Here is a 23,438-nt window from a genome sequence, read left to right on the forward strand (position 1 = left end):
AGAATTAAAAATTAAAAAATTAAGGAGAAAAGAAAGATGAGTATATTTGGGCTAGTGTTCTTTACGATTTTAACATTATTACTAGCATACTATATTGCGGTTAATATTTATCGTTTTTTTAAAAATAAAAAGAAATATGGTAGTGAAGCAAAGCAGTTGCCAAAAGATTTTACTTATGCACAACGAATATTTATTGCAAAGTTTAAGCGAAATTTATTAGAACAAGATGAAAAAGAAATTAAAAAGTAGGTTTAGAAAATGTTTAAAAAAATAATTATTGAGTTAATTGAATTAATTTATCCAACTGCCGATTTACCACCCCAAGTTGTATTTTTGTTTTCAATTTTGATAATTGTAATGCTCTTCTCCGCAATTATTTTTCTACTCTTTTGACCTTTTAAGCGGTAATTATTATGTTTTTAATTGCTTGAAAAGATTTAGACTGAGAAATGACAAAATTGTATTTTTGAGATTTATTTATCCAAATTACAACCATTCCGGCGTGGGTTACTGGTAAGGAAATTGATTTAATCAAAGAACCACTTTGACTTTTAATAGCAAATATTGCCTTTTGAATAGTGTTAGTAGTCATTGTCTTATTTATGGTTATTTTATTTTATAAGGTTAAATCATATTTTGTTTAGAAAGGGGGTGATTATATGTTTAGAACTTTTCTTGATGGAGCAATAACACCGGTAGCAATTACTGGTGAACAAGCGGTCACTAACTTATGAAAAGCATTAATTAAAGCGTTCGGTAATATTTGAACTAATATTATTGGTGGTAATATGCCAAATGTCGTTAATTTCTTTGCTACATATTGAGTTTTCTTGCTTGGTGTGATTATTGGTTTATTTTTAATCGCTTTCAAAATGTTTGAAAAATTAATGCCCGGCAGATAATAATAAAAATAAAGAAAGTGTGATTTAAGTGATGCTATTGTTTAAAAAAATAAATTTAAGATTACATGATTTTTTCGCTTTAAATCGTACTTTATTTATTATTGAGTGATTCTATGGTGCAATTTTGCATTATTATAATCCCCAAAGTTGACGAATGTTATTTGATATTACTTATTTATTAATTGCTTTTTATATTTTGTATACTAAAATTTCTCACTTCTTTGCTCGACGAAGTTTTATTAATTTCTTATTAAATTCACCCTTAAATTTAGTAATTGGTGCCTTAGGGACTGGAAAAACCGCTTTAATGGTTTTAGCTTCTTACTTATTGAGTGGTTGAAAAACGATTTCTACTTTTCCGATTACCAATAAACAAATGCTTTCATTAGGGCATATGTCTTTATTAGATTATAATTATCCAATTTTAGATGAAAAATCATTATTACTTTGAGATGAAACTAATTTATTTCTTGAAGGTACTGACTATAAAGAAAACGATAGAGTAACCCAAGGTTTACAAGAATATTTTGCTTCAGCTCGCCAATTTACCCATATCGTATTAGCAAGTGGACAACGAGCCGAACATATTTGAGTTAAAGTTCGTGATATTGCGAATTCAATAATTGTTGGCATTAGAAAAAAACCAGTTAGTATTTTCCGACCCTATTTACAAGTTATTTATGGCACTTTTAAATCGGTAAGCGAATACGAAAAATGACGATTAACGCTAATTAATGCAAAAAATGATAAAAAAGGTCGCAAAATCAAATATCGTAGCATTCCGGAATTAGACATTTATTTCTTTAAATTGAAAATTCCGATGTCAATCTTAAATCTTTACGATAATAAATATTTATCATTCTTGCGTGAATTAAGCAATCGTGCTTTGAATGATAATTATCAACATAAATTTTGAAATGATACTGTAATGGATATTGAAGCATTAGAATATTTAAAAATGGAAAAATTCAGAAAGATACTTACTAAGTTAAAAAATAATCTGAATAAGAAAAACAAGTAAAGGAGTTTAAAAAATGGAAAACTTAGAAAAAATGGCTAGTTTGATTGGCGATATGTTTTATAAAGTTTTTGATTTAATTTGAACTTTAACCATTCCCGGAACAGATATTCGTATTATTATTTTTCCGCTAATTATGTTTGTGATAAATCTTGTAATTGGTGGCATTTTAGGTATTCATATTGAACGACCAAAAGTTGGTTTTCGTAAAAAATATCGAAAATCAGTCGCTAATTGAGGAGCTAAGAAAAAATCATCTAGTGGTCCAATTAAGAAATTTAGTGGTAATAGTCCTAAAAACAGACCGTGAGTTAACCAACACGGACGGCGAATAAAAAGGTAGGTTTTTAAAATGTTTAAATTAATAATTTTATTTATTCTTATCGCTGTTTTTTCTATTTTTGCTTTAAACGACTTTTTAGGTTTATGACTCTATGTGCGTGAAGGTTTAGAATATTTTAATAAAGTTCTATCAAGTAATATTAAAATTTTAGATTTATTTAAACCAATGATAAGGTTATTTTCCCAACATCCGATTTTCCAAATTTTAGGAACGATTTGTATTTTATCAACAATATACTTTATTTTAAGAAGTTAAACACAAAAGAAAGGATAAATAGATATGTATAAATTTATGTCATGATTAGTTATCACTTTTATTGGTTTAGTCCCTCTAGGTGCCTTCTTTGATACAAAACAATCACCAAAACCCAATATGGAACAATCATTTATGAAGTGAGAAAAACGAACTACTAATTCTAGTCAATGTGAAGATAGTTGTGAATTAGAGTTTACTAGTGTTAAAAATAGTGGTTTAATTTTAATTCCTAAAAATTATGATATGCTTGATTTTACTAAAAGTAATATTTTATTACCTAATTTTCCAGCACTACAAAAACAATTTTATGTTTATAATTCAGAATTTACTAATCTTTATAACAAAAATGGTGTTTTTAAAAAAATAAATGGTTATCGGGTTGATAGTTCTACTTACGATGTCCGTAGTTATTGGCTTGACGAAATTGTTAATGTTAAAATTTCATTTAAAAAAGTTTCAAGTGTTTATCGTATAATTTCCTTTTTTGCTGAAATGCCATCTTTACCTGAAAAAGATAACGAACAGCCATTACCTAAAGAAATAAATAAAAATGATGGTGAATATCAATATACTCAGTTTCAAGATAAGTTAGACTATTTGATGATACAACGCAGAGATTTTGATAAATTTAATTATAGCTATTTATATTGAGTGCCAATTTTTAATTTCTTTGATGATAATTTTAAATATATGAGTGAAATGTCAATTAAATTAAATGGTTTTAAACAAAATAGTAAATTTAATTTAAGTCGTGAAAATTCATATCCTAAACCTGATATGATGGAAAAAGTTATTTTTAGAGAACTTTCCTTTTCTAGTTTTAGTGATGTTATTACTATAAAAACTGAGTATGGTAGCATTGTGGGTTATAATGAGTTTTTAGAAAATGGTAAATCACTTTGAAAATCTGGCTCGCAAAAAAGTTTTGGAGAAGATTTTATTAATACTTTTTTTGGACAAATTAATTATTATGGTAATACTTTCCATTTTTTACGCTATGATGACAAATTAAAATCAGATTTTAAAGATTTTATCCTTTATTATCAAAAAAATTTAACTATCGATTTTATTAATGGTTTATTTAATAAAATTTATAAAGTTTTAGGTGAATTTTTTGTCCAGTTCTTTTATGCCAGTTTTGATATGGATGCTTCTACTTATGTAGAATTAGATTACAAAGGAATGCAACAAATTCCTAAAAATGTTTTACAAATGGGTTTTTTCTATCGTTCATTAATTACTTTTTATCCTAAACAGTATTTAATTAACTTTGGGTCAACACTACAAAATAGTAAGAATATGATTTTTCGTTCCTATTTTTTTGTGAAAGATAAACAAATTGCCAATGGTTTTAACACCGGTAAAAATTCTTATCAAATAGATTTTAATGTTTTAAAAGCATATGATAACCAATTATGAAACGTTACTAGTAATAAACTGCATTTCTATAATACTAAAGTCGATGCAATGTGAGGGGTTAATATTTTTACACTAACTTTTCCACTATATAAAAAGAAAAGTGAAAGCACCAAATATCATTATTCTTTATACGATTTTAACATTTTGAATTCAACGGCTTTTATTGGCGGTGGAATAAGTGGTAATATGCATGACTTAATTCCGACGCCTAATTGTTCTTATTGAGGTTTATTTAGTGCCATATCTTGTGGTATTCAGCACGCTTCTGTTAGTATGTTGAATTGACTACTTGGTATTTCAGGGATTAATCTTTTAATTCATCCCCTTGCGGATATTGCCAAAACAACGATTAATTTTACCAAAACCGCCCTTCCGGTGTTTGAAGTTATTCCAGCATTTCAGATGTTATTTGAATTTGTAGTGCGATTAGCAATCTTATTAATGATATTAAAAAAGTTCTCTTAAATTTGCTAGAATAACTTATTAAATGTATAATTTCTTCTTAAAGAAAGGAGGTTTTTTGTTATGCGAAAAATTTTATCACTTTTAAATTTAGTTGGGGTAATATTTATCTCTGCGTGTAGTAATAATTTTAAAGAATATAATTTGCAGTTTTCTAGTGTTAAGAATAGTGGTTTAATTTTAATTCCTAAAAATTATGATATGCTTGATTTTACTAAAAGTAATATTTTATTACCTAATTTTCCAGCACTACAAAAACAATTTTATGTTTATAATTCAGAATTTACTAATCTTTATAACAAAAATGGTGTTTTTAAAAAAATAAATGGTTACCAGGTTGATAGTTCTACTTACGATGTCCGTAGTTATTGGCTTGACGAAATTGTTAATGTTAAAATTTCATTTAAAAAAGTTTCAGGTGTTTATTGTATAATTTCCTTTTTTGCTGAAATGCCTAATAAAAATTAGTAATTTAATAAATATTTTTGAAAATCGTGTTTTTTGTAATACGATTTTCTTAATTTAAGGAGTTTAAAAATGAAATATATTATTTCTCAAGCCGATTTAGCAGATTTAAAAGCAAAAGCACAAAGTTGATTAAGTGCCAATTGCCGTAATCCTTATTACTATAAAACTAAAAAACGCATTACTGCCTATTTAAATTTATGTACTTATTTTTATATTAGACTTCTTGAGATACCTTTTTTATTAAAATATTCTTATAAAATATAATTTATGAGGATATCAAAATATGAACAATAATAAATTTAATACTCTTAATGATAAAGAATGGTTAAGATTAACAGGAATAAAAAAATCCACTTTTAATAAAATGTTAGATATTTTACAAGTAGCTGAAATAGAAAAATTTAAAAAAGGTGGTAAAACTAATAAATTATCACTAGAAAATAGATTATTGATGACTTTATCATATTGACGAGAATATCAGACTTATTTTCATCTTTGTAAAAATTTCGGAATTAGTGAAGCTAATTGTTATCGGAATATCAAGTGAATTAAAGATATTTTAATTAAAAACTCTGATTTTCAACAACTTGCTGGTAAAAAAGCACTAATAAATGATTATTTTAATGATAAAACTATTATTATTGATGCTACCGAAACTCCAATCCAACGCCCAAAAAAAGACAAAAACAATCTTATTCTGGTAAAAAGAAAAAACACACCATTAAAACACAAGTAATTATCGAACAAGAAACCAGAAAAATTATTGCAACAAGTTTTTCACTTGGGAAAAAACATGATTATGCTTTATTTAAAGAATCAAAAATTCCAATTTTAAAAAATACCAAATTAATAGTTGATAGTGGTTATCAAGGAATACAAAAAATTCACAATAATGTTCTAATACCTACAAAGAAAACAAAGAAAAACCATTTAAATAAAGCACAAAAACAACATAATAGACTAGTTTCAAAAATGAGAATTATTATTGAAAATATTTTTGCTATTCTTAAAAAATTTAAAATTATGACAGAAAAATATCGTAATCGTAGAAAAACATTTGGTTTAAGATTTAATTTAATTGCCTCAATTTATAATTTGCAATTATTAATTTAACATAAAAGATTTATTTAAAATTAAAGAATTTAAATAATAAATTCATTTTTTGTTGTGGCAAAATATTAATTTTTTAGATAAAAGACATAATTAATTAAAATTATATTTTTCTATTACTGTCTTTTTACAAATATTTGTAATTTTTTTAATAGGTTATGCAAGAAGTCTATTGTTTACTACCTTTAAAATGGTAAATATCGCCATAATAACAAACAATATCACTAATAACTGACAAAATAAATGGATAATAAATTAACTCTACTTGTGACTTTTTAAAAAGATTTTCATAATGATTTTTAAGTGTTGCTGTCCAATGCTCTTTATATAAGAAAAATTTTAATGGCACATTTTCTACTTTTCAATTAATATTTAAATCAACATATAATTGTTCTCAAAGATGAAGACTAGCAATATCTAAAATAATATTTTTAAAATTTATATCATTAGGATTAATAGCCATACTCTTATATTTCTTAGAAATCTGTTTAACTATTGATTTTAAATTATTATGCTTTTCAAATTGATAAATTGTCGAATCTGAAAATAGTGAACTTAAATCTAACATTAAAATCCCACCTTCTGATTATAAAATTCAGTACTTAAACTTACATCTTCAATAGTCGTTATTATTGCTTCAGTATTAAATTCAATTAAATTGTCATTTTCAATCTTTAAAATATTAACTGTCGTTTGCTCCATTTTTTGTAAAAGATATATTCCAAAACCAATGGGAATAATATAATCAATTATTTCTCCTGTTTTAAGATGAATTTTTCCAGAAATATTACCACTAATCATATTTTTTAAATTACAGTTATATGTTGCCTTTGTTTGTCACAAAAAATAATGGGCATAAACAGTACTATGCGGTGGCACATTAAAATATTTTCCTAATGCTATTATCGTTTCTGGTTTTTCAATTACTTTAATATCAGTCATTAACAATGGATTTTTAATTTCTAAAATAAAATTAAATTTAGCATCAAGATTAGTTCATTCTACTGGACTTTCAAGATTAATTCCTTGAATTATTTGATATGTATTTCTTTTTTTAAAAAAATAATTATAATTTGACAATGTAAATATCTTTTCAACATAACTATCATCATTAATTAACGGTTGATACCCATCATTTACTAATAATTGCTCTTTATCTCGCTTACTTTCAATAACTTCTATTTGAATAATTGTATTACTAACATATTTTAAATTACTAATATCAAGATCTAATACTTTCTCAAATAAGTTAAAATGACATAAATTACTTAATCGATATGTTCACTCTAAAGCTTTAGTCGCAACCTCTTCTATCTGGATAATTTCTGGCTCCTCTCATTACATTGGTTCTAAAATACTACTAGATTTTACTAAACTTAAATCACTATTCATAATAATAAAAACTATCCTTCCCAAATAAAAATAACGCCGTTTAAGTATTAAACTTTGCTTTATTAACCTTTTTTATTGCAGAACACGTACCCAAACTGCTATTTTATTATAAATTAATACTTTAATTGTGAAATAAAATTACAAAAATATCAATACAAATGTTTGATATAATCATTATTTATTTCTTTTTAATAATTTTTCTTTTAATTTTAGGTTTTTTAATTTTTAATTCCTTAATAATTTCATCAGCAGCTCTTTCACCAGATAACACTGCTCCTTCAAAATAACCATTAAAATGAATACTTAACTCTGTACTTGCTCAATGAATTGCACCAATTGGTCGCCTTAAATATGGTCCATAACTAGTTCAACAACCAATTCTTAAACTACCTGAAAAACATCCACCTGTTCAAGGCGAATTTAATCAATCATATTCAATATATTGTAAAATATTTTTAACCTCTTCACCAAAAAATAATGCTAACTCATTCAGTAATAACTTTTTTCTTTCTTCTAAATCCTTTTGAATTAATTCTCGTTTTTTATTACCATAAATAAATCCTGTCAAAATAGCATGCGAATCACTTGGTGTGGTATTATCTGTTACTTCGGTAAGTCATCCTTCTTGTAAATAAACATTGCCAGAATTATTATCTTCAATTCAAAAAGGTCTTTCATAAATAAAATGAACTTTAAGAGCATCACCACCAGGAAAATTTTGTAATAAACCATAGTATTGTGAACCTAAACTTGGATGATAATGAATTTTACTAGCAAGCACAGGGGGAATTGCAATAATTAAATACTTTCCCTGATAAATATTATTATTCATTGATAAAACAGTAGAACATTCTTGATCATAATTAATAACTGTTACTGGTTCATTTAAAATAATATCTGTTCCTTTTAAATCACTAACCATTTTTCTAGCAATTTTATAACTACCACCAATAACACGATAATGCTGAGCACCTTTTTCAGAACTGGTAGCAACATCAAACCCAGCATTACTAGCAACATAAAATAATGCTTGCAACATTGAAATATGACTAGTATCACGAGATAATAATCCCCCAGCAATAATTCTTCCTACCATTTTTTTAGCATCTACTGTTGCATCTTGCATTTCTAATCAATGTTCAAAAGTAATATTATCTCATAATTTAGCATTAGGATGCATTCACGGTTTTTCTAAATCAATTTCTTTTGTTAAGTTATCAAAATTATTAACTAACAACATTGCCTCTTCAGGAAACTCATCAATAATTTGACCATTATATTGAAACAATGTTTTACCTTCTGGAAAAGGCGGTGTTGTATATTTTTGTAACTTATATTTATTAATAAAAGATAACATCCTTTGATGTTGTCATCCAACTCATTGACCACCTAATTCAACTATTGTTCCATCATCTAAAACTTTATTTCAACTACGACCACCAATATCATCATCAGCTTCTAAAATTAATACTTTTAACTTATAAGGTTTTAATCGTAATGCTGCCGCTAAACCAGAAAATCCAGCTCCAATAATAATAACATCATACTTCGTTTGATTATTTTTCATTACGAATGTACACCTCAATAGCATTACCTTAAAATAATTACTTATTATAGTTATATCAAAATTACCAGTTATTAGCAATACTCCTAACTAATCGCAAAGATTGTAAAAATAATATAAAAAAAATAGCAGAGAAAAATATTCTCTACCACTTTAAAACATTATATTAGACTTCTTGCATAACCTATTAAAAAAATTACAAATATTTGTAAAAAGACAGTAATAGAAAAATATAATTTTAATTAATTATGTCTTTTATCTAAAAAATTAATATTTTGCCACAACAAAAAACGAATTTATTATTTAAATTCTTTAATTTTAAATAAATCTTTTATGTTAAATTAATAATTGCAAATTATAAATTGAGGCAATTAAATTAAATCTTAAACCAAATCTTTTTCTACGATTACGATATTTTTCTGTCATAATTTTAAATTTTTTAAGAATAGCAAAAATATTTTCAATAATAATTCTCATTTTTGAAACTAGTCTATTATGTTTTTTTGTGCTTTATTTAAATGGTTTTTCTTTGTTTTCTTTGTAGGTATTAGAACATTATTGTGAATTTTTTGTATTCCTTGATAACCACTATCAACTATTAATTTGGTATTTTTTAAAATTGGGATTTTTGATTCTTTAAATAAAGCATAATCATGTTTTTTCCCAAGTGAAAAACTTGTTGCAATAATTTTTCTGGTTTCTTGTTCGATAATTACTTGTGTTTTAATGGTGTGTTTTTTCTTTTTACCAGAATAAGATTGTTTTTGTCTTTTTTTGGGCTTTTGGGCGTTGGATTGGAGTTTCGGTAGCATCAATAATAATAGTTTTATCATTAAAATAATCATTTATTAGTGCTTTTTTACCAGCAAGTTGTTGAAAATCAGAGTTTTTAATTAAAATATCTTCAATTCACTTGATATTCCGATAACAATTAGATTCACTAATTCCGAAATTTTTATTAAGATGAAAATAAGTTTGATATTCTCGTCAATATGATAAAGTCATCAATAATCTATTTTCTAGTGATAATTTATTAGTTTTACCACCTTTTTTAAATTTTTCTATTTCAGCTACTTGTAAAATATCTAACATTTTATTAAAAGTGGATTTTTTTATTCCTGTTAATCTTAACCATTCTTTATCATTAAGAGTATTAAATTTATTATTGTTCATATTTTGATATCCTCATAAATTATATTTTATAAGAATATTTTAATAAAAAAGGTATCGCAAGAAGTCTATTATATTTTTAATGCTCAATAGCAACTTTAATCGCTGGTCCCATAGTAGTGCTAATACTAATATTTTTTACATAAGCACCTTTAACGGCTGTGGGACGAACTTTTCTAAGCGTTTCATAAATCGCGTGATAATTTTCCTTTAACTGCTCTTCACTAAAAGAAACCTTACCAATAATTACATGAACATTACCTTGCTTATCAACACGATATTCAATCTTACCCTTACGAATTTCTGCAATTGCTTTTTGCACATCAGTAGTTACCGTTCCTGTTTTTGGATTTGGCATTAAACCCTTAGGTCCTAATATTTTACCAATCTTTCCTAATTCTGCCATAATATCTGGTGTTGCAATAATAACATCAAAATCAAATCAATTTTCTTTTTGAATTTTTTCAATTAAATCCTTACCACCAACAAAATCAGCTTTATTATCAATCGCCACTTGATTCATACTATTAGTTAATACTAAAATTCTTTGTTTTTTACCAGTTCCTGCGGGTAACACTAATGCTCCACGAAGTTGTTGATCAGCATGTCTTGGATCAACATTTAAAAGAAAAACTAACTCAACCGTAGCATCAAATTTTGTTATTGAAGTTTTTTTAACTAACGAAACAGCTTCATCAATTGAATATATTTTAGTTTTATCAAAGATTTGGGATACTTTTTGATAATTTTTAGAATAACGACTCTTTTTAACAATTACCATAACTATTTTTGTTCCCCTTTTGATAGCTTTTCAACAACAATTCCCATATTTCTTGCTGTTCCTTCAATAATTTTCATTGCCTTTTCAATATCATTAGCATTTAAATCAACCATTTTATATTCAGCAATTTCTCTGATTTTATCTTCAGTAATCGTCGCTACTTTTTCTTTTTTACTACTACTTGAACCTTTTTCAATATTAGCTGTTCTTTTTAATAAAACAGCTGCTGGCGTTGTTTTTAAAACAAAATCAAATGACTTATCATCATAAGCAGTAATAACAACAGGGACAACATCACCCATTCTTGTTTTTGTTGCATCATTAAAAGCAATACAAAATTGTGGCATATTAATTCCTAATGAAGCCAATTCCGGACCTGGCTTAGCTTGTACCGCTTTAAACTGTAATTTAGCAATTCTTTTAATTTTTTTAGCCACGAGCAACACCTCCTATACATAATTGTTCTCGCTGTGGTCAACGATATATTCTCCCACATTAACCTATTTTTTTTCAGGCTTATACATAATAACATTATTACTGTCACAATTCAACATAACTACTATTAGAAAATAAACCAATTTATTCAGTTATAATTATCCAACAATTAAATAATCTCCTCACCAGTAAATTAGTTTATTTCTCAATTAATTTTAACAGTAAGTTATTGATTTAAAAAAATAATAGTTGTTTGATTACGAACAACTATTATTTTAATTAACATTATTTAATACTTTCTTCTATTTACTAACAGTTAGAATAGTTATTATTTCTTTCACATTCGCGTTCTTTACAAACTAATTCACAAGAATGATATCGGTCTTCACAACAATCTTTTTTAATGATTTTACACTTATTTATTCGCTCTTTATCCTTCTTAATATAAAAACAATCACATTCTATTTGTTTAGAAGTTATAAGACATTCATTTCTACATTAGACTTCTTGCATAACCTATTAAAAAAATTACAAATATTTGTAAAAAGACAGTAATAGAAAAATATAATTTTAATTAATTATGTCTTTTATCTAAAAAATTAATATTTTGCCACAACAAAAAATGAATTTATTATTTAAATTCTTTAATTTTAAATAAATCTTTTATGTTAAATTAATAATTGCAAATTATAAATTGAGGCAATTAAATTAAATCTTAAACCAAATCTTTTTCTACGATTACGATATTTTTCTGTCATAATTTTAAATTTTTTAAGAATAGCAAAAATATTTTCAATAATAATTCTCATTTTTGAAACTAGTCTATTATGTTGTTTTTGTGCTTTATTTAAATGGTTTTTCTTTGTTTTCTTTGTAGGTATTAGAACATTATTGTGAATTTTTTGTATTCCTTGATGATCACTATCAACTATTAATTTGGTATTTTTTAAAATTGGGATTTTTGATTCTTTAAATAAAGCATAATCATGTTTTTTCCCAAGTGAAAAACTTGTTGCAATAATTTTTCTGGTTTCTTGTTCGATAATTACTTGTGTTTTAATGGTGTGTTTTTTCTTTTTACCAGAATAAGATTGTTTTTGTCTTTTTTTGGGCGTTGGATTGGAGTTTCGGTAGCATCAATAATAATAGTTTTATCATTAAAATAATCATTTATTAGTGCTTTTTTACCAGCAAGTTGTTGAAAATCAGAGTTTTTAATTAAAATATCTTCAATTCACTTGATATTGCGATAACAATTAGCTTCACTAATTCCGAAATTTTTACCAAGATGAAAATAAGTCTGATATTCTCGTCAATATGATAAAGTCATCAATAATCTATTTTCTAGTGATAATTTATTAGTTTTACCACCTTTTTTAAATTTTTCTATTTCAGCTACTTGTAAAATATCTAACATTTTATTAAAAGTGGATTTTTTTATTCCTGTTAATCTTAACCATTCTTTATCATTAAGAGTATTAAATTTATTATTGTTCATATTTTGATATCCTCATAAATTATATTTTATAAGAATATTTTAATAAAAAAGGTATCGCAAGAAGTCTATTAAAATAAAATTTTTTTCTATTTTTTATTAATTTGAATTTAGTTATTGTGAGAAAGTTAATTAGTTTTGTAAGTAAGTAGTTAGTATTTAAAATACTAACTACTTTTTTTATTTTAAATTTAAAAAATTATAGTGTTTCTTGATATTTATTTGATACAATGTAATTAATCAACAGGTATTATTGCATAATATTTTATTTATTAGACTTCTTGCGATACCTTTTTTATTAAAATATTCTTATAAAATATAATTTATGAGGATATCAAAATATGAACAATAATAAATTTAATACTCTTAATGATAAAGAATGGTTAAGATTAACAGGAATAAAAAAATCCACTTTTAATAAAATGTTAGATATTTTACAAGTAGCTGAAATAGAAAAATTTAAAAAAGGTGGTAAAACTAATAAATTATCACTAGAAAATAGATTATTGATGACTTTATCATATTGACGAGAATATCAGACTTATTTTCATCTTGGTAAAAATTTCGGAATTAGTGAAGCTAATTGTTATCGCAATATCAAGTGAATTGAAGATATTTTAATTAAAAACTCTGATTTTCAACAACTTGCTGGTAAAAAAGCACTAATAAATGATTATTTTAATGATAAAACTATTATTATTGATGCTACCGAAACTCCAATCCAACGCCCAAAAAAAGACAAAAACAATCTTATTCTGGTAAAAAGAAAAAACACACCATTAAAACACAAGTAATTATCGAACAAGAAACCAGAAAAATTATTGCAACAAGTTTTTCACTTGGGGAAAAACATGATTATGCTTTATTTAAAGAATCAAAAATCTCAATTTTAAAAAATACCAAATTAATAGTTGATAGTGGTTATCAAGGAATACAAAAAATTCACAATAATGTTCTAATACCTACAAAGAAAACAAAGAAAAACCATTTAAATAAAGCACAAAAACAACATAATAGACTAGTTTCAAAAATGAGAATTATTATTGAAAATATTTTTGCTATTCTTAAAAAATTTAAAATTATGACAGAAAAATATCGTAATCGTAGAAAAAGATTTGGTTTAAGATTTAATTTAATTGCCTCAATTTATAATTTGCAATTATTAATTTAACATAAAAGATTTATTTAAAATTAAAGAATTTAAATAATAAATTCATTTTTTGTTGTGGCAAAATATTAATTTTTTAGATAAAAGACATAATTAATTAAAATTATATTTTTCTATTACTGTCTTTTTACAAATATTTGTAATTTTTTTAATAGGTTATGCAAGAAGTCTATTATATTTTTTTTGCTCTAAGATACTAAATCCTGCTGATGAATCAGTCATAATAACTACCTTTTTCATTACCGATTAACCTTCTCATCTAAAAATTTTAAAAAAGAAACTAATTATAAAAAATTAATTTCTTAATAAGATTATTTTAATTAACTTTCTCACAATAACTAAATTCAGCTTCCACAGGAACATATCTTCCCCCAAAAACTTCAATATTAATTGTTGCTACGCCTTTACTATAGTCCATACCAATAACTTCACCTTCTTTATTCTCAAAAGCTCCTGATAATATTTTAACTAAGTCTCTTTCTTTAAAATCAGCAACAAATACTTGTTGAACTTTTTTACTACTAATATTACTTTTTTCTTCATTGCGTCTTAACATATCTCTAGCTTCAGTACGCGATAATGGAAACGGTTTGGATCAATTTCCACTAGACCCAATAAAACCAGTAACACCAGGGGTATTTCTAACAATAAATCAAGCATCATCATTCATAATCATATTAACAAACAAATAACCCGGATATGGATTTTTCCCAATCATTGATTTTGTTTTTTTTGACATTTCTTGCTGTTTCACAATCCGCACATCAAAAATAAAGTCTTTCATATTTAAAGTTTCAACTCGTTGTAATAAATCTTCTTTAACTTTTTCTTCATGACCACTATAGCAATTAATTGTATATCACTTACCTAATAAATCACTAGAATCCTTTTCTTGTTTAATATCTTCTTTTATCATCTTTTTCTACTCCTTATTAAATGACTAAAATTTTACTAACTTCTAAAATTAATTGTAATAATGTTTGAACAATTGCAAAGAAAATTGCAAAGAAAGTAATAAATCCAACAGTTAATCAAAATTTTTTATTTAACTGCAAACTTTTTGCTCAACGAACACGGCGCATTTCTCTAGTCATTAATAATGGTAAATCCAGTAAAGATTTTTTAAATCTCTGACCACGATTTCCATTTATTTTTGAATCTAAAACACTTTTTTTAATAATCGCCTCTTTAGTTTGTGAACTAACTTTTCTTTGTCCTAAAATCGGTTTAGTTCTTTTAACTTTTAATACCTTATGTTCCGATTTTATCTTTTTTTCTTTGTGCTTTTCTTTAGCCATCAATATTTATTTCCTCTCTAAATATTATCTTGTTTCCTTATGAATTGTATGTTGATTACAGTGCTTACAAAACTTTTTTAAAGATAATCTAACAGTTTGATTAGAACTATTAGTAAAAGTATTATAGTTTCTTGACAGACATTGATCGCAAACTAAAATAATTTTTTGTTGCATTATCTTTCTCCCTTTTATCTATATACATTATATAATAACAAAAATATGCTGTCAAATAACAAATATATTAGGGACGCATAAAGTTTTGTTAGGTCGGTAAAGATTTGAATAAGTATTAAGGCAGTTAGCAATGATTGTCTTTTTATTTTATAAGGTGTTAAAAATTTGTTCTTTGAAAATTAAATACAAGTGAATTAATAATGTTGGTATGTATTAAAGCACGATAAATTGTGGGTGGTCGCCATAACCGAAAGAAGTTTACCAGTTGATAGATAATAACCCTATTAGCTATAGCAATTTATTTCGTTTTGCAATAAAAAAATTAATGGGTGGATTTCCTAAAAATATACACGCTATTAAGTTAGTTCCAAGGGTAGGATGCGGATGTTAAAGTGTAGAAATTTCTATATAGGGGATATACTAAGTTTAAAATTATTAAAATCTTTATCTAATTAAAAAAAATTTACTAACAAAGCTTGTTAAACACTTAAATCTGCGATATATAAGTGTTTAATAAACTAAGTTAACTAACAACTTAGTTAATATAACTTAGTTTATTCATAAGAAAGGTAATTTACTATGAAAAACATTGAAAACATTTTCTTAAATACTAAAAAATATCTCTTAAAAGAAACACAAAACGCAATGCTTATTAAAGCACCAAAAATTCCGTGATTTAATGAACAAATCGGCATTTGGTTTCCAAAGCGATTTGTTTATAAAGGAAAATACGAAAATTCTATTTGTATTGGAATAATAAAAGATAGTAAATATCAAGTAATTTCAATTAATCAACAAGAGCAAGAAACCAAGTTAATTAAAGGCCAAGAATTATTAAGTTTCTTCATTACTGAAAAAGAAAACAACAAAAAAGATATGAATTATAAATATTTTAAAGGAGTTTAAAAATGAATATTGCAATTGGACTAATATTTATTATTATCAGCATCATGCTATCTGCATATTTTGCTTATAAAATTTATGCCAAAATAAAAATGCGAATTAAATATAAAAATGCCATTAAAAATAATACTGGTAATTTCACAAAAGACGAGAAAGTATTTATTGCTCGTTTTGAAGAATGAGTTAAAGCGCCTAATTCAAAAGAAAATAATGAGAATAGAAAATAATGTTTTGAGAAATTATTATGGAGTTTTTAAAACTGTTTGTTCCGATAGAAAAAATGCCTGCACAAGTTGCGTTTATTGCCGGATTAATTATTATCATTACTTTTCTTTTCGCATTAATTTCAATTATGTATTTACCAATAAAAATGATTTTTGGGAGATAAAAAATGACAATAAACTTAAAAGAATTTAATTGAGAACAAATTAAACAAACTTTCTGAGATTTATTTATTCAAATTACAACCATTCCGGCCCATATTACTGGTGATAAAGAAATTGATTTAACCGAAGCGCCACTTTGGCTTTTAATAGCAAACATTGCTTTTTGATTATTAACAGCGATTATGGCGTGATTTATTCTAATGTTACTTTGAAAAACCATATCAGTATTTAGATAAAGACAAATGAAGAATCCCTTAAGAAGAAAGGGGGTGATTATATGATTGGAACTTTTTTGGCCGATGCACCAGCAAAAATAACAGCTAGTGATGCGATGACTAAATTGTGAAATTCAATTATAACAGCGTTTACTAAAATGTGAGAAATTATTGCGGTTAATATGCCGCAATTCGGTAACTTCTTTACTGACTACTGAATCTTCATTTTTCCATTTATTTTGGCAATATTCTTTATTTGCTTTAAAATGTTTGAAAAATTACTTGGCGCAGTCCGCTAACAAAAAATAAAGTGAGGTGCAAGATGAAATTTTGCAAATGAATAATAGAAAAAAATAACCATTTTATTGAATTAAATCGCACCTCATTTTTAATTTTATGACATTGAGGAGCAATTTGATACATTTACAACGGTTATTTTAAAAACATTGTGAGTTATTTATTTTTAGCGGGTTGTATTTTAATTTTCATTTTTAAAATCAGCAATTTAACACAAATTAACAAAGTGATTAACTTCTTAAAAAACTCACCATTAAATATTGTGATTGGTTCATTAGGAACTGGAAAAACCGCCTTTCTAGTATACGCATCAAAATTACTAAAAAAGAAAAAATATCACCTCGCCGCAACATTTCCATTACTAGAAACCCAAAAATTAAGTTTAGGCCATATGGGATTGTTAGACTTTGATTATCCGGTATTACCAGACAAAACCTTACTGTTATGAGATGAAACCAATTTATTTTTAGAAGGAACTGATTGAGAAAAAAATAATACCAAAAATGAAGAAACGGGTATTCAAGAATATTTCGCTTTGGCACGCCATTTTGGTCATATTGTTCTCGCTAGCGATCAAAGAGATAAACATATTTGAGTTAAAGTTCGTGATATTGCCAATAATGTGATTGTGGGCATTCGTAAAAAACCCGTTAATATTTTTCGTCCCTACTTAAAAGTCATTTATGGTACGTTTACGAGCATTGAAGAATATTAACGCTGACGAAATACCTTAATTGATGCTAAAAATAGTAAAAAGGGTCGTCGCATTAAATACCGTGATATTCCTGAACTTGATATCTATTTTTTTAAACTAAAAATTCCTCTGCCAATATTAAACACTTACAATTCTTTTTACCTAGCGTTTTTAAGAGATTACTCAAATTCAAAAGTAAATCCCGACTATGAAGACAAATACTATACTGACACAGCAATTGATTTAGAAGACTTGGAATATTTAAAAATGGATAAATTTAGCAAATTTTTAAGAAAAATGAAAGAAAAGGAACAATAAAAAATGGAAAATCTCGCAAAAATGGCGGAATTTCTCGCCCAAATGCTTTATAAGGTTTTTGATTTAATTTGAAGTCTTGAAGTACCGGGAACGAATATTCAATAGACTTCTTGCGATACCTTTTTTATTAAAATATTCTTATAAAATATAATTTATGAGGATATCAAAATATGAACAATAATAAATTTAATACTCTTAATGATAAAGAATGGTTAAGATTAACAGGAATAAAAAAATCCACTTTTAATAAAATGTTAGATATTTTACAAGTAGCTGAAATAGAAAAATTTAAAAAAGGTGGTAAAACTAATAAATTATCACTAGAAAATAGATTATTGATGACTTTATCATATTGACGAGAATATCAGACTTATTTTCATCTTGGTAAAAATTTCGGAATTAGTGAAGCTAATTGTTATCGCAATATCAAGTGAATTGAAGATATTTTAATTAAAAACTCTGATTTTCAACAACTTGCTGGTAAAAAAGCACTAATAAATGATTATTTTAATGATAAAACTATTATTATTGATGCTACCGAAACTCCAATCTAACGCCCAAAAAAAGACAAAAACAATCTTATTCTGGTAAAAAGAAAAAACACACCATTAAAACACAAGTAATTATCGAACAAGAAACCAGAAAAATTATTGCAACAAGTTTTTCACTTGGGAAAAAACATGATTATGCTTTATTTAAAGAATCAAAAATCTCAATTTTAAAAAATACCAAATTAATAGTTGATAGTGGTTATCAAGGAATACAAAAAATTCACAATAATGTTCTAATACCTACAAAGAAAACAAAGAAAAACCATTTAAATAAAGCACAAAAACAACATAATAGACTAGTTTCAAAAATGAGAATTATTATTGAAAATATTTTTGCTATTCTTAAAAAATTTAAAATTATGACAGAAAAATATCGTAATCGTAGAAAAAGATTTGGTTTAAGATTTAATTTAATTGCCTCAATTTATAATTTGCAATTATTAATTTAACATAAAAGATTTATTTAAAATTAAAGAATTTAAATAATAAATTCATTTTTTGTTGTGGCAAAATATTAATTTTTTAGATAAAAGACATAATTAATTAAAATTATATTTTTCTATTACTGTCTTTTTACAAATATTTGTAATTTTTTTAATAGGTTATGCAAGAAGTCTAATTAATATTTCCTTTATTTTTAACGCTGGCTGTAGAATTTCTTATGGCAATTATTCTTGGATTTGGTAGTCAACAAGTTAATTTAGAAAAACAACGCCAATATGCTGTTAAAAATAAAGGTCGTTTAAGTGCGTGAGGAAAAGCTAAAAAACAAATAAAACCAATAAAAACAAAACAAGGTAACTAAAAATGTTTAAACTAATTATTATTTTTATCTTAATAACTGTTCTTGGGTTATTAGCTGGTAGTCATTTTGAAAATTTAACAAACTATATTAGCGAAGGACTTGCCAATTTCCAAAAGTTTATTACTAGCAATTTAACAATTTTAGAACTATTTAAACCAATGGCCCGGACATTTTCTCAACATCCAATCTTTACCATTCTTGGTGTCACTTGTGTACTTATTGCTTTATTTATTGTGATTAAAGGACGATAAAAAATATGAAAGGAGAGTTAAAATGAAAAAACTTTTAGTAAAATTATTTAAAAAAGATAATTCAAAAGAAAAAATACCATTAAAATTAAAGATTAAAAATTCTTTTAAAAAACAGTGGTTAAAAATAGTATTAAGTATTATTTTTATCTTTATAAGCTTATTAATTTGTGCATTAACAGTAAGTGATACTAAATGAATAACCGGAACAAGTAACGAATTTAATGATTTTATGAATAAACAGATGGTTGAATTCTTTGGCAAGTTCAATAGTGGTATTATGCTAGCGGGAATATTTGTTTTTTTGATGAGGTGGAGCAATATATTTTGCAATTAAATTTGAAAAATTAATCTGCTTTATTATTCAGAAAATTAAAGCAACAAGAGCCTTGAAAAATGAAATCAAACAAACTAATTAATTCTTTAAAAAAATATTGATGGAGAATTTTGACTTACATTTTTATGATTATTATCTTTTTCATTCCATTTTTAAAATTGGAAATTAATGATTTGAAATTATTATATGAAAAATTTGAAGCATTAATTTCACTTATGATACTAGGATATTTAGATATATGCATTACAATAGCAGTAATTATGAACTGTAGCATTGAGTGACTTATTAAAAAAATCAAAACTGAAAGAACAACGAAAAATAAAATATTTTAAAAAGGAGTGATAAAAATGTTTATGAAAATATTTACCGTGATAATTATTAGTTTTAATAACATTTTTACCATCCCCCCAAACATTAACAATGAGAAAACGGCAATGCAACTAGTTAGAAATAAAAGAGAAATTCAATATAAAACATATGACGTAAAATTTTCAGAAATAAATAACAGTTATTTACAATCATTGTATAAAAAAGGCAGTAACCCACTATATATTAATATTGACTCAGTAAAAGAGCAATTACCTTTGGAAATAAAAAATTATGGAGAAAAAACTAGGGGTTTTGCTGTCTTTACCAGTGAACTAGTATTTAAAGAAATTAAAGAAATTTATAATTATAAAAAAGAAAACAGCACTCCAGAAGAAAGAGAATTTTTTGATAAAGATTTTCAAAAAACAAATATTGAATATTTTTATACTGCTAAAAAAATTAAAGATGTAAAAATAACAATACAAGAGTATAGTTATCCCAGGTCAAACAGATTTCATATTAAAAAATTTTTAGCAAAATTAGAAACTAAACCAAGTACGGACATTGATTTGCCAGAAACAACCATCAAATTTGATGGCAACCATAACTATAACGATGTTGTTGATAATCTTGATTACTTAATGATTCATCGTGGTGATTTTGATAAATTTAATTATTCTTATCTCTATTGAACGCCAGTATTCAATTTCATTGACACTTTAGAAAAATGGTACTATAAAGAATTCGCCATTAAAAATCATGGTTTTAAAAACGAAAGCTATTTTTATCACAAAACTTCTACTAGTGAAGACGAAATTAATACAAATATTTTAAAAATTAAAGCTTTTAATAAAACCTTAATCGCAGGTAATAACTATTTACAATTATTACACGGTGAAAGTAAAATCTGAAAATATAACAGCGAAAATACTAATGATTATTATCTAATTAAGTACCTTTTTGGAACCTTAAATTATCTTAATGTTAAATTTAGTTTTCTACGCTATGACCCTGATTTACGAAATGACATTTACCTTTATTTTAAAAACAACATTCCTAGTATTAATAACAGCGATTACAAAAATATTTTTGATGAAATCTATGAAATCCTTGGCAACTTTTTTGCTAGCTTATTTTATGCGACTTTTGACATGGACGAAAAAACTCATACCGAGATTGATTTTAAAGGAGTAGACAACTATAACAAAGATTACTTTATTCAAATTGGTTTCTTTTATCGTTCGTTAATTACCTTTTATCCCAAAAAATACTTAGTAAATATTAGACTTATTGCATAACCTATTAAAAAAATTACAAATATTTGTAAAAAGACAGTAATAGAAAAATATAATTTTAATTAATTATGTCTTTTATCTAAAAAATTAATATTTTGCCACAACAAAAAATGAATTTATTATTTAAATTCTTTAATTTTAAATAAATCTTTTATGTTAAATTAATAATTGCAAATTATAAATTGAGGCAATTAAATTAAATCTTAAACCAAATCTTTTTCTACGATTACGATATTTTTCTGTCATAATTTTAAATTTTTTAAGAATAGCAAAAATATTTTCAATAATAATTCTCATTTTTGAAACTAGTCTATTATGTTGTTTTTGTGCTTTATTTAAATGGTTTTTCTTTGTTTTCTTTGTAGGTATTAGAACATTATTGTGAATTTTTTGTATTCCTTGATAACCACTATCAACTATTAATTTGGTATTTTTTAAAATTGGGATTTTTGATTCTTTAAATAAAGCATAATCATGTTTTTTCCCAAGTGAAAAACTTGTTGCAATAATTTTTCTGGTTTCTTGTTCGATAATTACTTGTGTTTTAATGGTGTGTTTTTTCTTTTTACCAGAATAAGATTGTTTTTGTCTTTTTTTGGGCGTTGGATTGGAGTTTCGGTAGCATCAATAATAGACTTCTTGCATAACCTATTAAAAAATTACAAATATTTGTAAAAAGACAGTAATAGAAAAATATAATTTTAATTAATTATGTCTTTTATCTAAAAAATTAATATTTTGCCACAACAAAAAATGAATTTATTATTTAAATTCTTTAATTTTAAATAAATCTTTTATGTTAAATTAATAATTGCAAATTATAAATTGAGGCAATTAAATTAAATCTTAAACCAAATCTTTTTCTACGATTACGATATTTTTCTGTCATAATTTTAAATTTTTTAAGAATAGCAAAAATATTTTCAATAATAATTCTCATTTTTGAAACTAGTCTATTATGTTGTTTTTGTGCTTTATTTAAATGGTTTTTCTTTGTTTTCTTTGTAGGTATTAGAACATTATTGTGAATTTTTTGTATTCCTTGATAACCACTATCAACTATTAATTTGGTATTTTTTAAAATTGAGATTTTTGATTCTTTAAATAAAGCATAATCATGTTTTTTCCCAAGTGAAAAACTTGTTGCAATAATTTTTCTGGTTTCTTGTTCGATAATTACTTGTGTTTTAATGGTGTGTTGTTTCTTTTTACCAGAATAAGATTGTTTTTGTCTTTTTTTGGGCGTTGGATTGGAGTTTTGGTAGCATCAATAATAATAGTTTTATCATTAAAATAATCATTTATTAGTGCTTTTTTACCAGCAAGTTGTTGAAAATCAGAGTTTTTAATTAAAATATCTTCAATTCACTTGATATTGCGATAACAATTAGCTTCACTAATTCCGAAATTTTTACCAAGATGAAAATAAGTCTGATATTCTCGTCAATATGATAAAGTCATCAATAATCTATTTTCTAGTGATAATTTATTAGTTTTACCACCTTTTTTAAATTTTTCTATTTCAGCTACTTGTAAAATATCTAACATTTTATTAAAAGTGGATTTTTTTATTCCTGTTAATCTTAACCATTCTTTATCATTAAGAGTATTAAATTTATTAGACTT

General features: G+C 25.0%; 38 protein-coding genes and 1 pseudogene. 25 read left to right on the forward strand and 14 right to left on the reverse strand.

The genetic code is table 4. The annotated features are described in order from the left end of the window. Nucleotides 1-36: 36 nt before the first annotated feature. The 11 genes from AACK86_RS00385 (at nucleotide 37) to AACK86_RS06620 (ending at nucleotide 5,980) form a co-directional block, all read left to right on the forward strand. Nucleotides 37-249, forward strand: a complete 213-nt coding sequence (locus AACK86_RS00385) for a hypothetical protein (RefSeq protein ID WP_338982020.1) — start codon at nucleotides 37-39, stop codon at nucleotides 247-249. A 164-nt stretch (nucleotides 250-413) separates the two neighbouring features. After that, the gene (locus AACK86_RS00390) at nucleotides 414-644 is read left to right on the forward strand and encodes a hypothetical protein (protein WP_338982021.1); all 231 of its coding nucleotides are present in this window, start codon (nucleotides 414-416) and stop codon (nucleotides 642-644) included. A 15-nt stretch (nucleotides 645-659) separates the two neighbouring features. Beyond that, a complete protein-coding gene (locus AACK86_RS00395) occupies nucleotides 660-902 on the forward strand; it encodes a hypothetical protein (protein ID WP_338982022.1) in 243 nt (80 codons plus the stop codon). A 31-nt stretch (nucleotides 903-933) separates the two neighbouring features. Next, on the forward strand, nucleotides 934-1,923 hold the full coding sequence (locus AACK86_RS00400) for a hypothetical protein (protein WP_338982023.1): 990 nt from the start codon (nucleotides 934-936) through the stop codon (nucleotides 1,921-1,923). Between the two features lie 13 nt (nucleotides 1,924-1,936). Then, nucleotides 1,937-2,263 carry a hypothetical protein gene (locus tag AACK86_RS00405; RefSeq protein ID WP_338982024.1) on the forward strand — a complete coding sequence of 109 codons (327 nt, stop codon included), beginning with the start codon at nucleotides 1,937-1,939 and terminating at the stop codon, nucleotides 2,261-2,263. Between the two features lie 9 nt (nucleotides 2,264-2,272). Next, nucleotides 2,273-2,518 (forward strand): hypothetical protein, encoded by a 246-nt coding sequence (locus AACK86_RS00410; RefSeq protein ID WP_338982025.1) that lies wholly within the window; start codon nucleotides 2,273-2,275, stop codon nucleotides 2,516-2,518. A 24-nt stretch (nucleotides 2,519-2,542) separates the two neighbouring features. Next, nucleotides 2,543-4,402 carry a hypothetical protein gene (locus AACK86_RS00415; protein WP_338982026.1) on the forward strand — a complete coding sequence of 620 codons (1,860 nt, stop codon included), beginning with the start codon at nucleotides 2,543-2,545 and terminating at the stop codon, nucleotides 4,400-4,402. A 60-nt stretch (nucleotides 4,403-4,462) separates the two neighbouring features. Beyond that, nucleotides 4,463-4,867, forward strand: a complete 405-nt coding sequence (locus tag AACK86_RS00420; RefSeq protein ID WP_338982027.1) for a hypothetical protein — start codon at nucleotides 4,463-4,465, stop codon at nucleotides 4,865-4,867. Between the two features lie 69 nt (nucleotides 4,868-4,936). Then, nucleotides 4,937-5,131, forward strand: a complete 195-nt coding sequence (locus AACK86_RS00425; protein WP_338982028.1) for a hypothetical protein — start codon at nucleotides 4,937-4,939, stop codon at nucleotides 5,129-5,131. Between the two features lie 19 nt (nucleotides 5,132-5,150). Then, nucleotides 5,151-5,603, forward strand: a complete 453-nt coding sequence (locus AACK86_RS06615; protein ID WP_422398251.1) for a transposase family protein — start codon at nucleotides 5,151-5,153, stop codon at nucleotides 5,601-5,603. Beyond that, complete coding sequence (locus tag AACK86_RS06620) at nucleotides 5,588-5,980, forward strand: transposase (RefSeq protein WP_422398308.1); 393 nt, start codon at nucleotides 5,588-5,590, stop codon at nucleotides 5,978-5,980. Before AACK86_RS06615 ends, AACK86_RS06620 begins: the two co-directional genes overlap by 16 nt. Nucleotides 5,981-6,146: 166 nt before the next feature. Here the strand turns inward: AACK86_RS06620 and AACK86_RS00435 are convergent, their stop codons facing one another. The 8 genes and pseudogenes from AACK86_RS00435 to AACK86_RS06630 all read right to left on the reverse strand — a co-directional run bounded on the left by AACK86_RS00435 (nucleotide 6,147) and on the right by AACK86_RS06630 (nucleotide 12,817). Beyond that, nucleotides 6,147-6,545, reverse strand: coding sequence for a hypothetical protein (locus AACK86_RS00435; RefSeq protein WP_338982030.1), 399 nt, complete (start codon nucleotides 6,543-6,545; stop codon nucleotides 6,147-6,149). Beyond that, the gene (locus tag AACK86_RS00440; RefSeq protein WP_338982031.1) at nucleotides 6,545-7,057 is read right to left on the reverse strand and encodes a hypothetical protein; all 513 of its coding nucleotides are present in this window, start codon (nucleotides 7,055-7,057) and stop codon (nucleotides 6,545-6,547) included. Before AACK86_RS00440 ends, AACK86_RS00435 begins: the two co-directional genes overlap by 1 nt. A 490-nt stretch (nucleotides 7,058-7,547) precedes the next feature. Next, nucleotides 7,548-8,936: a flavin monoamine oxidase family protein gene (locus tag AACK86_RS00445; protein ID WP_338982032.1), complete on the reverse strand. Its 1,389-nt coding sequence runs from the start codon at nucleotides 8,934-8,936 to the stop codon at nucleotides 7,548-7,550. A 333-nt stretch (nucleotides 8,937-9,269) separates the two neighbouring features. Further along, nucleotides 9,270-10,106 (reverse strand): annotated as a pseudogene (locus tag AACK86_RS00450) (IS5 family transposase). Nucleotides 10,107-10,182: 76 nt separating this feature from the next. Then, the gene (gene rplA, locus AACK86_RS00455) at nucleotides 10,183-10,884 is read right to left on the reverse strand and encodes a 50S ribosomal protein L1 (RefSeq protein WP_338982033.1); all 702 of its coding nucleotides are present in this window, start codon (nucleotides 10,882-10,884) and stop codon (nucleotides 10,183-10,185) included. 2 nt (nucleotides 10,885-10,886) lie between these two features. After that, nucleotides 10,887-11,321: a 50S ribosomal protein L11 gene (rplK, locus tag AACK86_RS00460; protein ID WP_338982034.1), complete on the reverse strand. Its 435-nt coding sequence runs from the start codon at nucleotides 11,319-11,321 to the stop codon at nucleotides 10,887-10,889. 666 nt (nucleotides 11,322-11,987) lie between these two features. Continuing rightward, nucleotides 11,988-12,380: a transposase family protein gene (locus AACK86_RS06625; protein ID WP_422398309.1), complete on the reverse strand. Its 393-nt coding sequence runs from the start codon at nucleotides 12,378-12,380 to the stop codon at nucleotides 11,988-11,990. Beyond that, nucleotides 12,365-12,817, reverse strand: a complete 453-nt coding sequence (locus AACK86_RS06630) for a transposase family protein (protein WP_338982632.1) — start codon at nucleotides 12,815-12,817, stop codon at nucleotides 12,365-12,367. Before AACK86_RS06630 ends, AACK86_RS06625 begins: the two co-directional genes overlap by 16 nt. 338 nt (nucleotides 12,818-13,155) lie before the next feature. Between AACK86_RS06630 and AACK86_RS06635 the strand changes: the two genes are divergently transcribed. After that, nucleotides 13,156-13,608 (forward strand): transposase family protein, encoded by a 453-nt coding sequence (locus tag AACK86_RS06635; protein WP_338982632.1) that lies wholly within the window; start codon nucleotides 13,156-13,158, stop codon nucleotides 13,606-13,608. Next, the gene (locus tag AACK86_RS06640; protein ID WP_338982695.1) at nucleotides 13,593-13,985 is read left to right on the forward strand and encodes a transposase family protein; all 393 of its coding nucleotides are present in this window, start codon (nucleotides 13,593-13,595) and stop codon (nucleotides 13,983-13,985) included. The genes AACK86_RS06635 and AACK86_RS06640 overlap by 16 nt, the downstream gene beginning before the upstream one ends. 313 nt (nucleotides 13,986-14,298) lie before the next feature. Here AACK86_RS06640 and nusG read toward each other — a convergent pair whose 3' ends face one another. Genes nusG through rpmG form a run of 3 tightly spaced genes read right to left on the reverse strand, consistent with a single transcriptional unit; the run spans nucleotide 14,299 to nucleotide 15,454 of the window. Further along, nucleotides 14,299-14,898, reverse strand: a complete 600-nt coding sequence (nusG, locus tag AACK86_RS00475) for a transcription termination/antitermination protein NusG (protein ID WP_338982037.1) — start codon at nucleotides 14,896-14,898, stop codon at nucleotides 14,299-14,301. A 16-nt stretch (nucleotides 14,899-14,914) separates the two neighbouring features. After that, nucleotides 14,915-15,280 carry a hypothetical protein gene (locus AACK86_RS00480; RefSeq protein WP_338982038.1) on the reverse strand — a complete coding sequence of 122 codons (366 nt, stop codon included), beginning with the start codon at nucleotides 15,278-15,280 and terminating at the stop codon, nucleotides 14,915-14,917. A gap of 24 nt (nucleotides 15,281-15,304) precedes the next feature. Next, nucleotides 15,305-15,454, reverse strand: coding sequence for a 50S ribosomal protein L33 (gene rpmG / locus AACK86_RS00485; protein ID WP_215826970.1), 150 nt, complete (start codon nucleotides 15,452-15,454; stop codon nucleotides 15,305-15,307). A 579-nt stretch (nucleotides 15,455-16,033) separates the two neighbouring features. Here rpmG and AACK86_RS00490 point away from each other — a divergent pair. The 12 genes from AACK86_RS00490 (at nucleotide 16,034) to AACK86_RS00540 (ending at nucleotide 21,815) form a co-directional block, all read left to right on the forward strand. Further along, entirely contained in the window at nucleotides 16,034-16,360 is a 327-nt protein-coding gene (locus AACK86_RS00490; protein ID WP_338982039.1) for a hypothetical protein, read from the forward strand. A gap of 2 nt (nucleotides 16,361-16,362) precedes the next feature. Next, nucleotides 16,363-16,584 (forward strand): hypothetical protein, encoded by a 222-nt coding sequence (locus AACK86_RS00495; RefSeq protein WP_338968741.1) that lies wholly within the window; start codon nucleotides 16,363-16,365, stop codon nucleotides 16,582-16,584. Next, on the forward strand, nucleotides 16,584-16,745 hold the full coding sequence (locus tag AACK86_RS00500) for a hypothetical protein (RefSeq protein WP_338982040.1): 162 nt from the start codon (nucleotides 16,584-16,586) through the stop codon (nucleotides 16,743-16,745). The genes AACK86_RS00495 and AACK86_RS00500 overlap by 1 nt, the downstream gene beginning before the upstream one ends. 3 nt (nucleotides 16,746-16,748) lie before the next feature. Continuing rightward, nucleotides 16,749-16,979: a hypothetical protein gene (locus AACK86_RS00505; protein WP_338968739.1), complete on the forward strand. Its 231-nt coding sequence runs from the start codon at nucleotides 16,749-16,751 to the stop codon at nucleotides 16,977-16,979. Nucleotides 16,980-17,020: 41 nt separating this feature from the next. Continuing rightward, the gene (locus tag AACK86_RS00510; RefSeq protein ID WP_338982041.1) at nucleotides 17,021-17,257 is read left to right on the forward strand and encodes a hypothetical protein; all 237 of its coding nucleotides are present in this window, start codon (nucleotides 17,021-17,023) and stop codon (nucleotides 17,255-17,257) included. A gap of 23 nt (nucleotides 17,258-17,280) precedes the next feature. Next, on the forward strand, nucleotides 17,281-17,970 hold the full coding sequence (locus AACK86_RS00515; RefSeq protein WP_338982042.1) for a hypothetical protein: 690 nt from the start codon (nucleotides 17,281-17,283) through the stop codon (nucleotides 17,968-17,970). Nucleotides 17,971-18,437: 467 nt separating this feature from the next. Next, nucleotides 18,438-18,821 (forward strand): helix-turn-helix domain-containing protein, encoded by a 384-nt coding sequence (locus AACK86_RS06645; RefSeq protein ID WP_422398252.1) that lies wholly within the window; start codon nucleotides 18,438-18,440, stop codon nucleotides 18,819-18,821. 53 nt (nucleotides 18,822-18,874) lie between these two features. Further along, on the forward strand, nucleotides 18,875-19,267 hold the full coding sequence (locus tag AACK86_RS06650) for a transposase family protein (protein WP_338982644.1): 393 nt from the start codon (nucleotides 18,875-18,877) through the stop codon (nucleotides 19,265-19,267). Nucleotides 19,268-19,479: 212 nt separating this feature from the next. Further along, a complete protein-coding gene (locus AACK86_RS00525) occupies nucleotides 19,480-19,623 on the forward strand; it encodes a hypothetical protein (RefSeq protein ID WP_338982044.1) in 144 nt (47 codons plus the stop codon). A 2-nt stretch (nucleotides 19,624-19,625) separates the two neighbouring features. After that, on the forward strand, nucleotides 19,626-19,874 hold the full coding sequence (locus AACK86_RS00530; protein ID WP_338982046.1) for a hypothetical protein: 249 nt from the start codon (nucleotides 19,626-19,628) through the stop codon (nucleotides 19,872-19,874). 22 nt (nucleotides 19,875-19,896) lie between these two features. Further along, a complete protein-coding gene (locus AACK86_RS00535; protein ID WP_338982047.1) occupies nucleotides 19,897-20,208 on the forward strand; it encodes a hypothetical protein in 312 nt (103 codons plus the stop codon). 353 nt (nucleotides 20,209-20,561) lie between these two features. Beyond that, complete coding sequence (locus tag AACK86_RS00540; protein ID WP_338982048.1) at nucleotides 20,562-21,815, forward strand: hypothetical protein; 1,254 nt, start codon at nucleotides 20,562-20,564, stop codon at nucleotides 21,813-21,815. Between the two features lie 153 nt (nucleotides 21,816-21,968). On the opposite strand, the gene AACK86_RS00545 is transcribed toward AACK86_RS00540, so the two are convergent. From AACK86_RS00545 to AACK86_RS06660, 3 genes are all read right to left on the reverse strand, one after another. Further along, entirely contained in the window at nucleotides 21,969-22,457 is a 489-nt protein-coding gene (locus tag AACK86_RS00545) for a transposase family protein (protein WP_422398222.1), read from the reverse strand. 154 nt (nucleotides 22,458-22,611) lie between these two features. Next, entirely contained in the window at nucleotides 22,612-23,004 is a 393-nt protein-coding gene (locus tag AACK86_RS06655) for a transposase family protein (protein WP_338982644.1), read from the reverse strand. Continuing rightward, nucleotides 22,989-23,360, reverse strand: a complete 372-nt coding sequence (locus AACK86_RS06660; RefSeq protein ID WP_422398253.1) for a helix-turn-helix domain-containing protein — start codon at nucleotides 23,358-23,360, stop codon at nucleotides 22,989-22,991. Before AACK86_RS06660 ends, AACK86_RS06655 begins: the two co-directional genes overlap by 16 nt. Nucleotides 23,361-23,438 lie beyond the last annotated feature (78 nt).

The organism is Spiroplasma endosymbiont of Eupeodes luniger (assembly GCF_964019525.1).
Taxonomy (GTDB): Bacteria; Bacillota_I; Bacilli_A; order Mycoplasmatales; family Nriv7; genus Nriv7.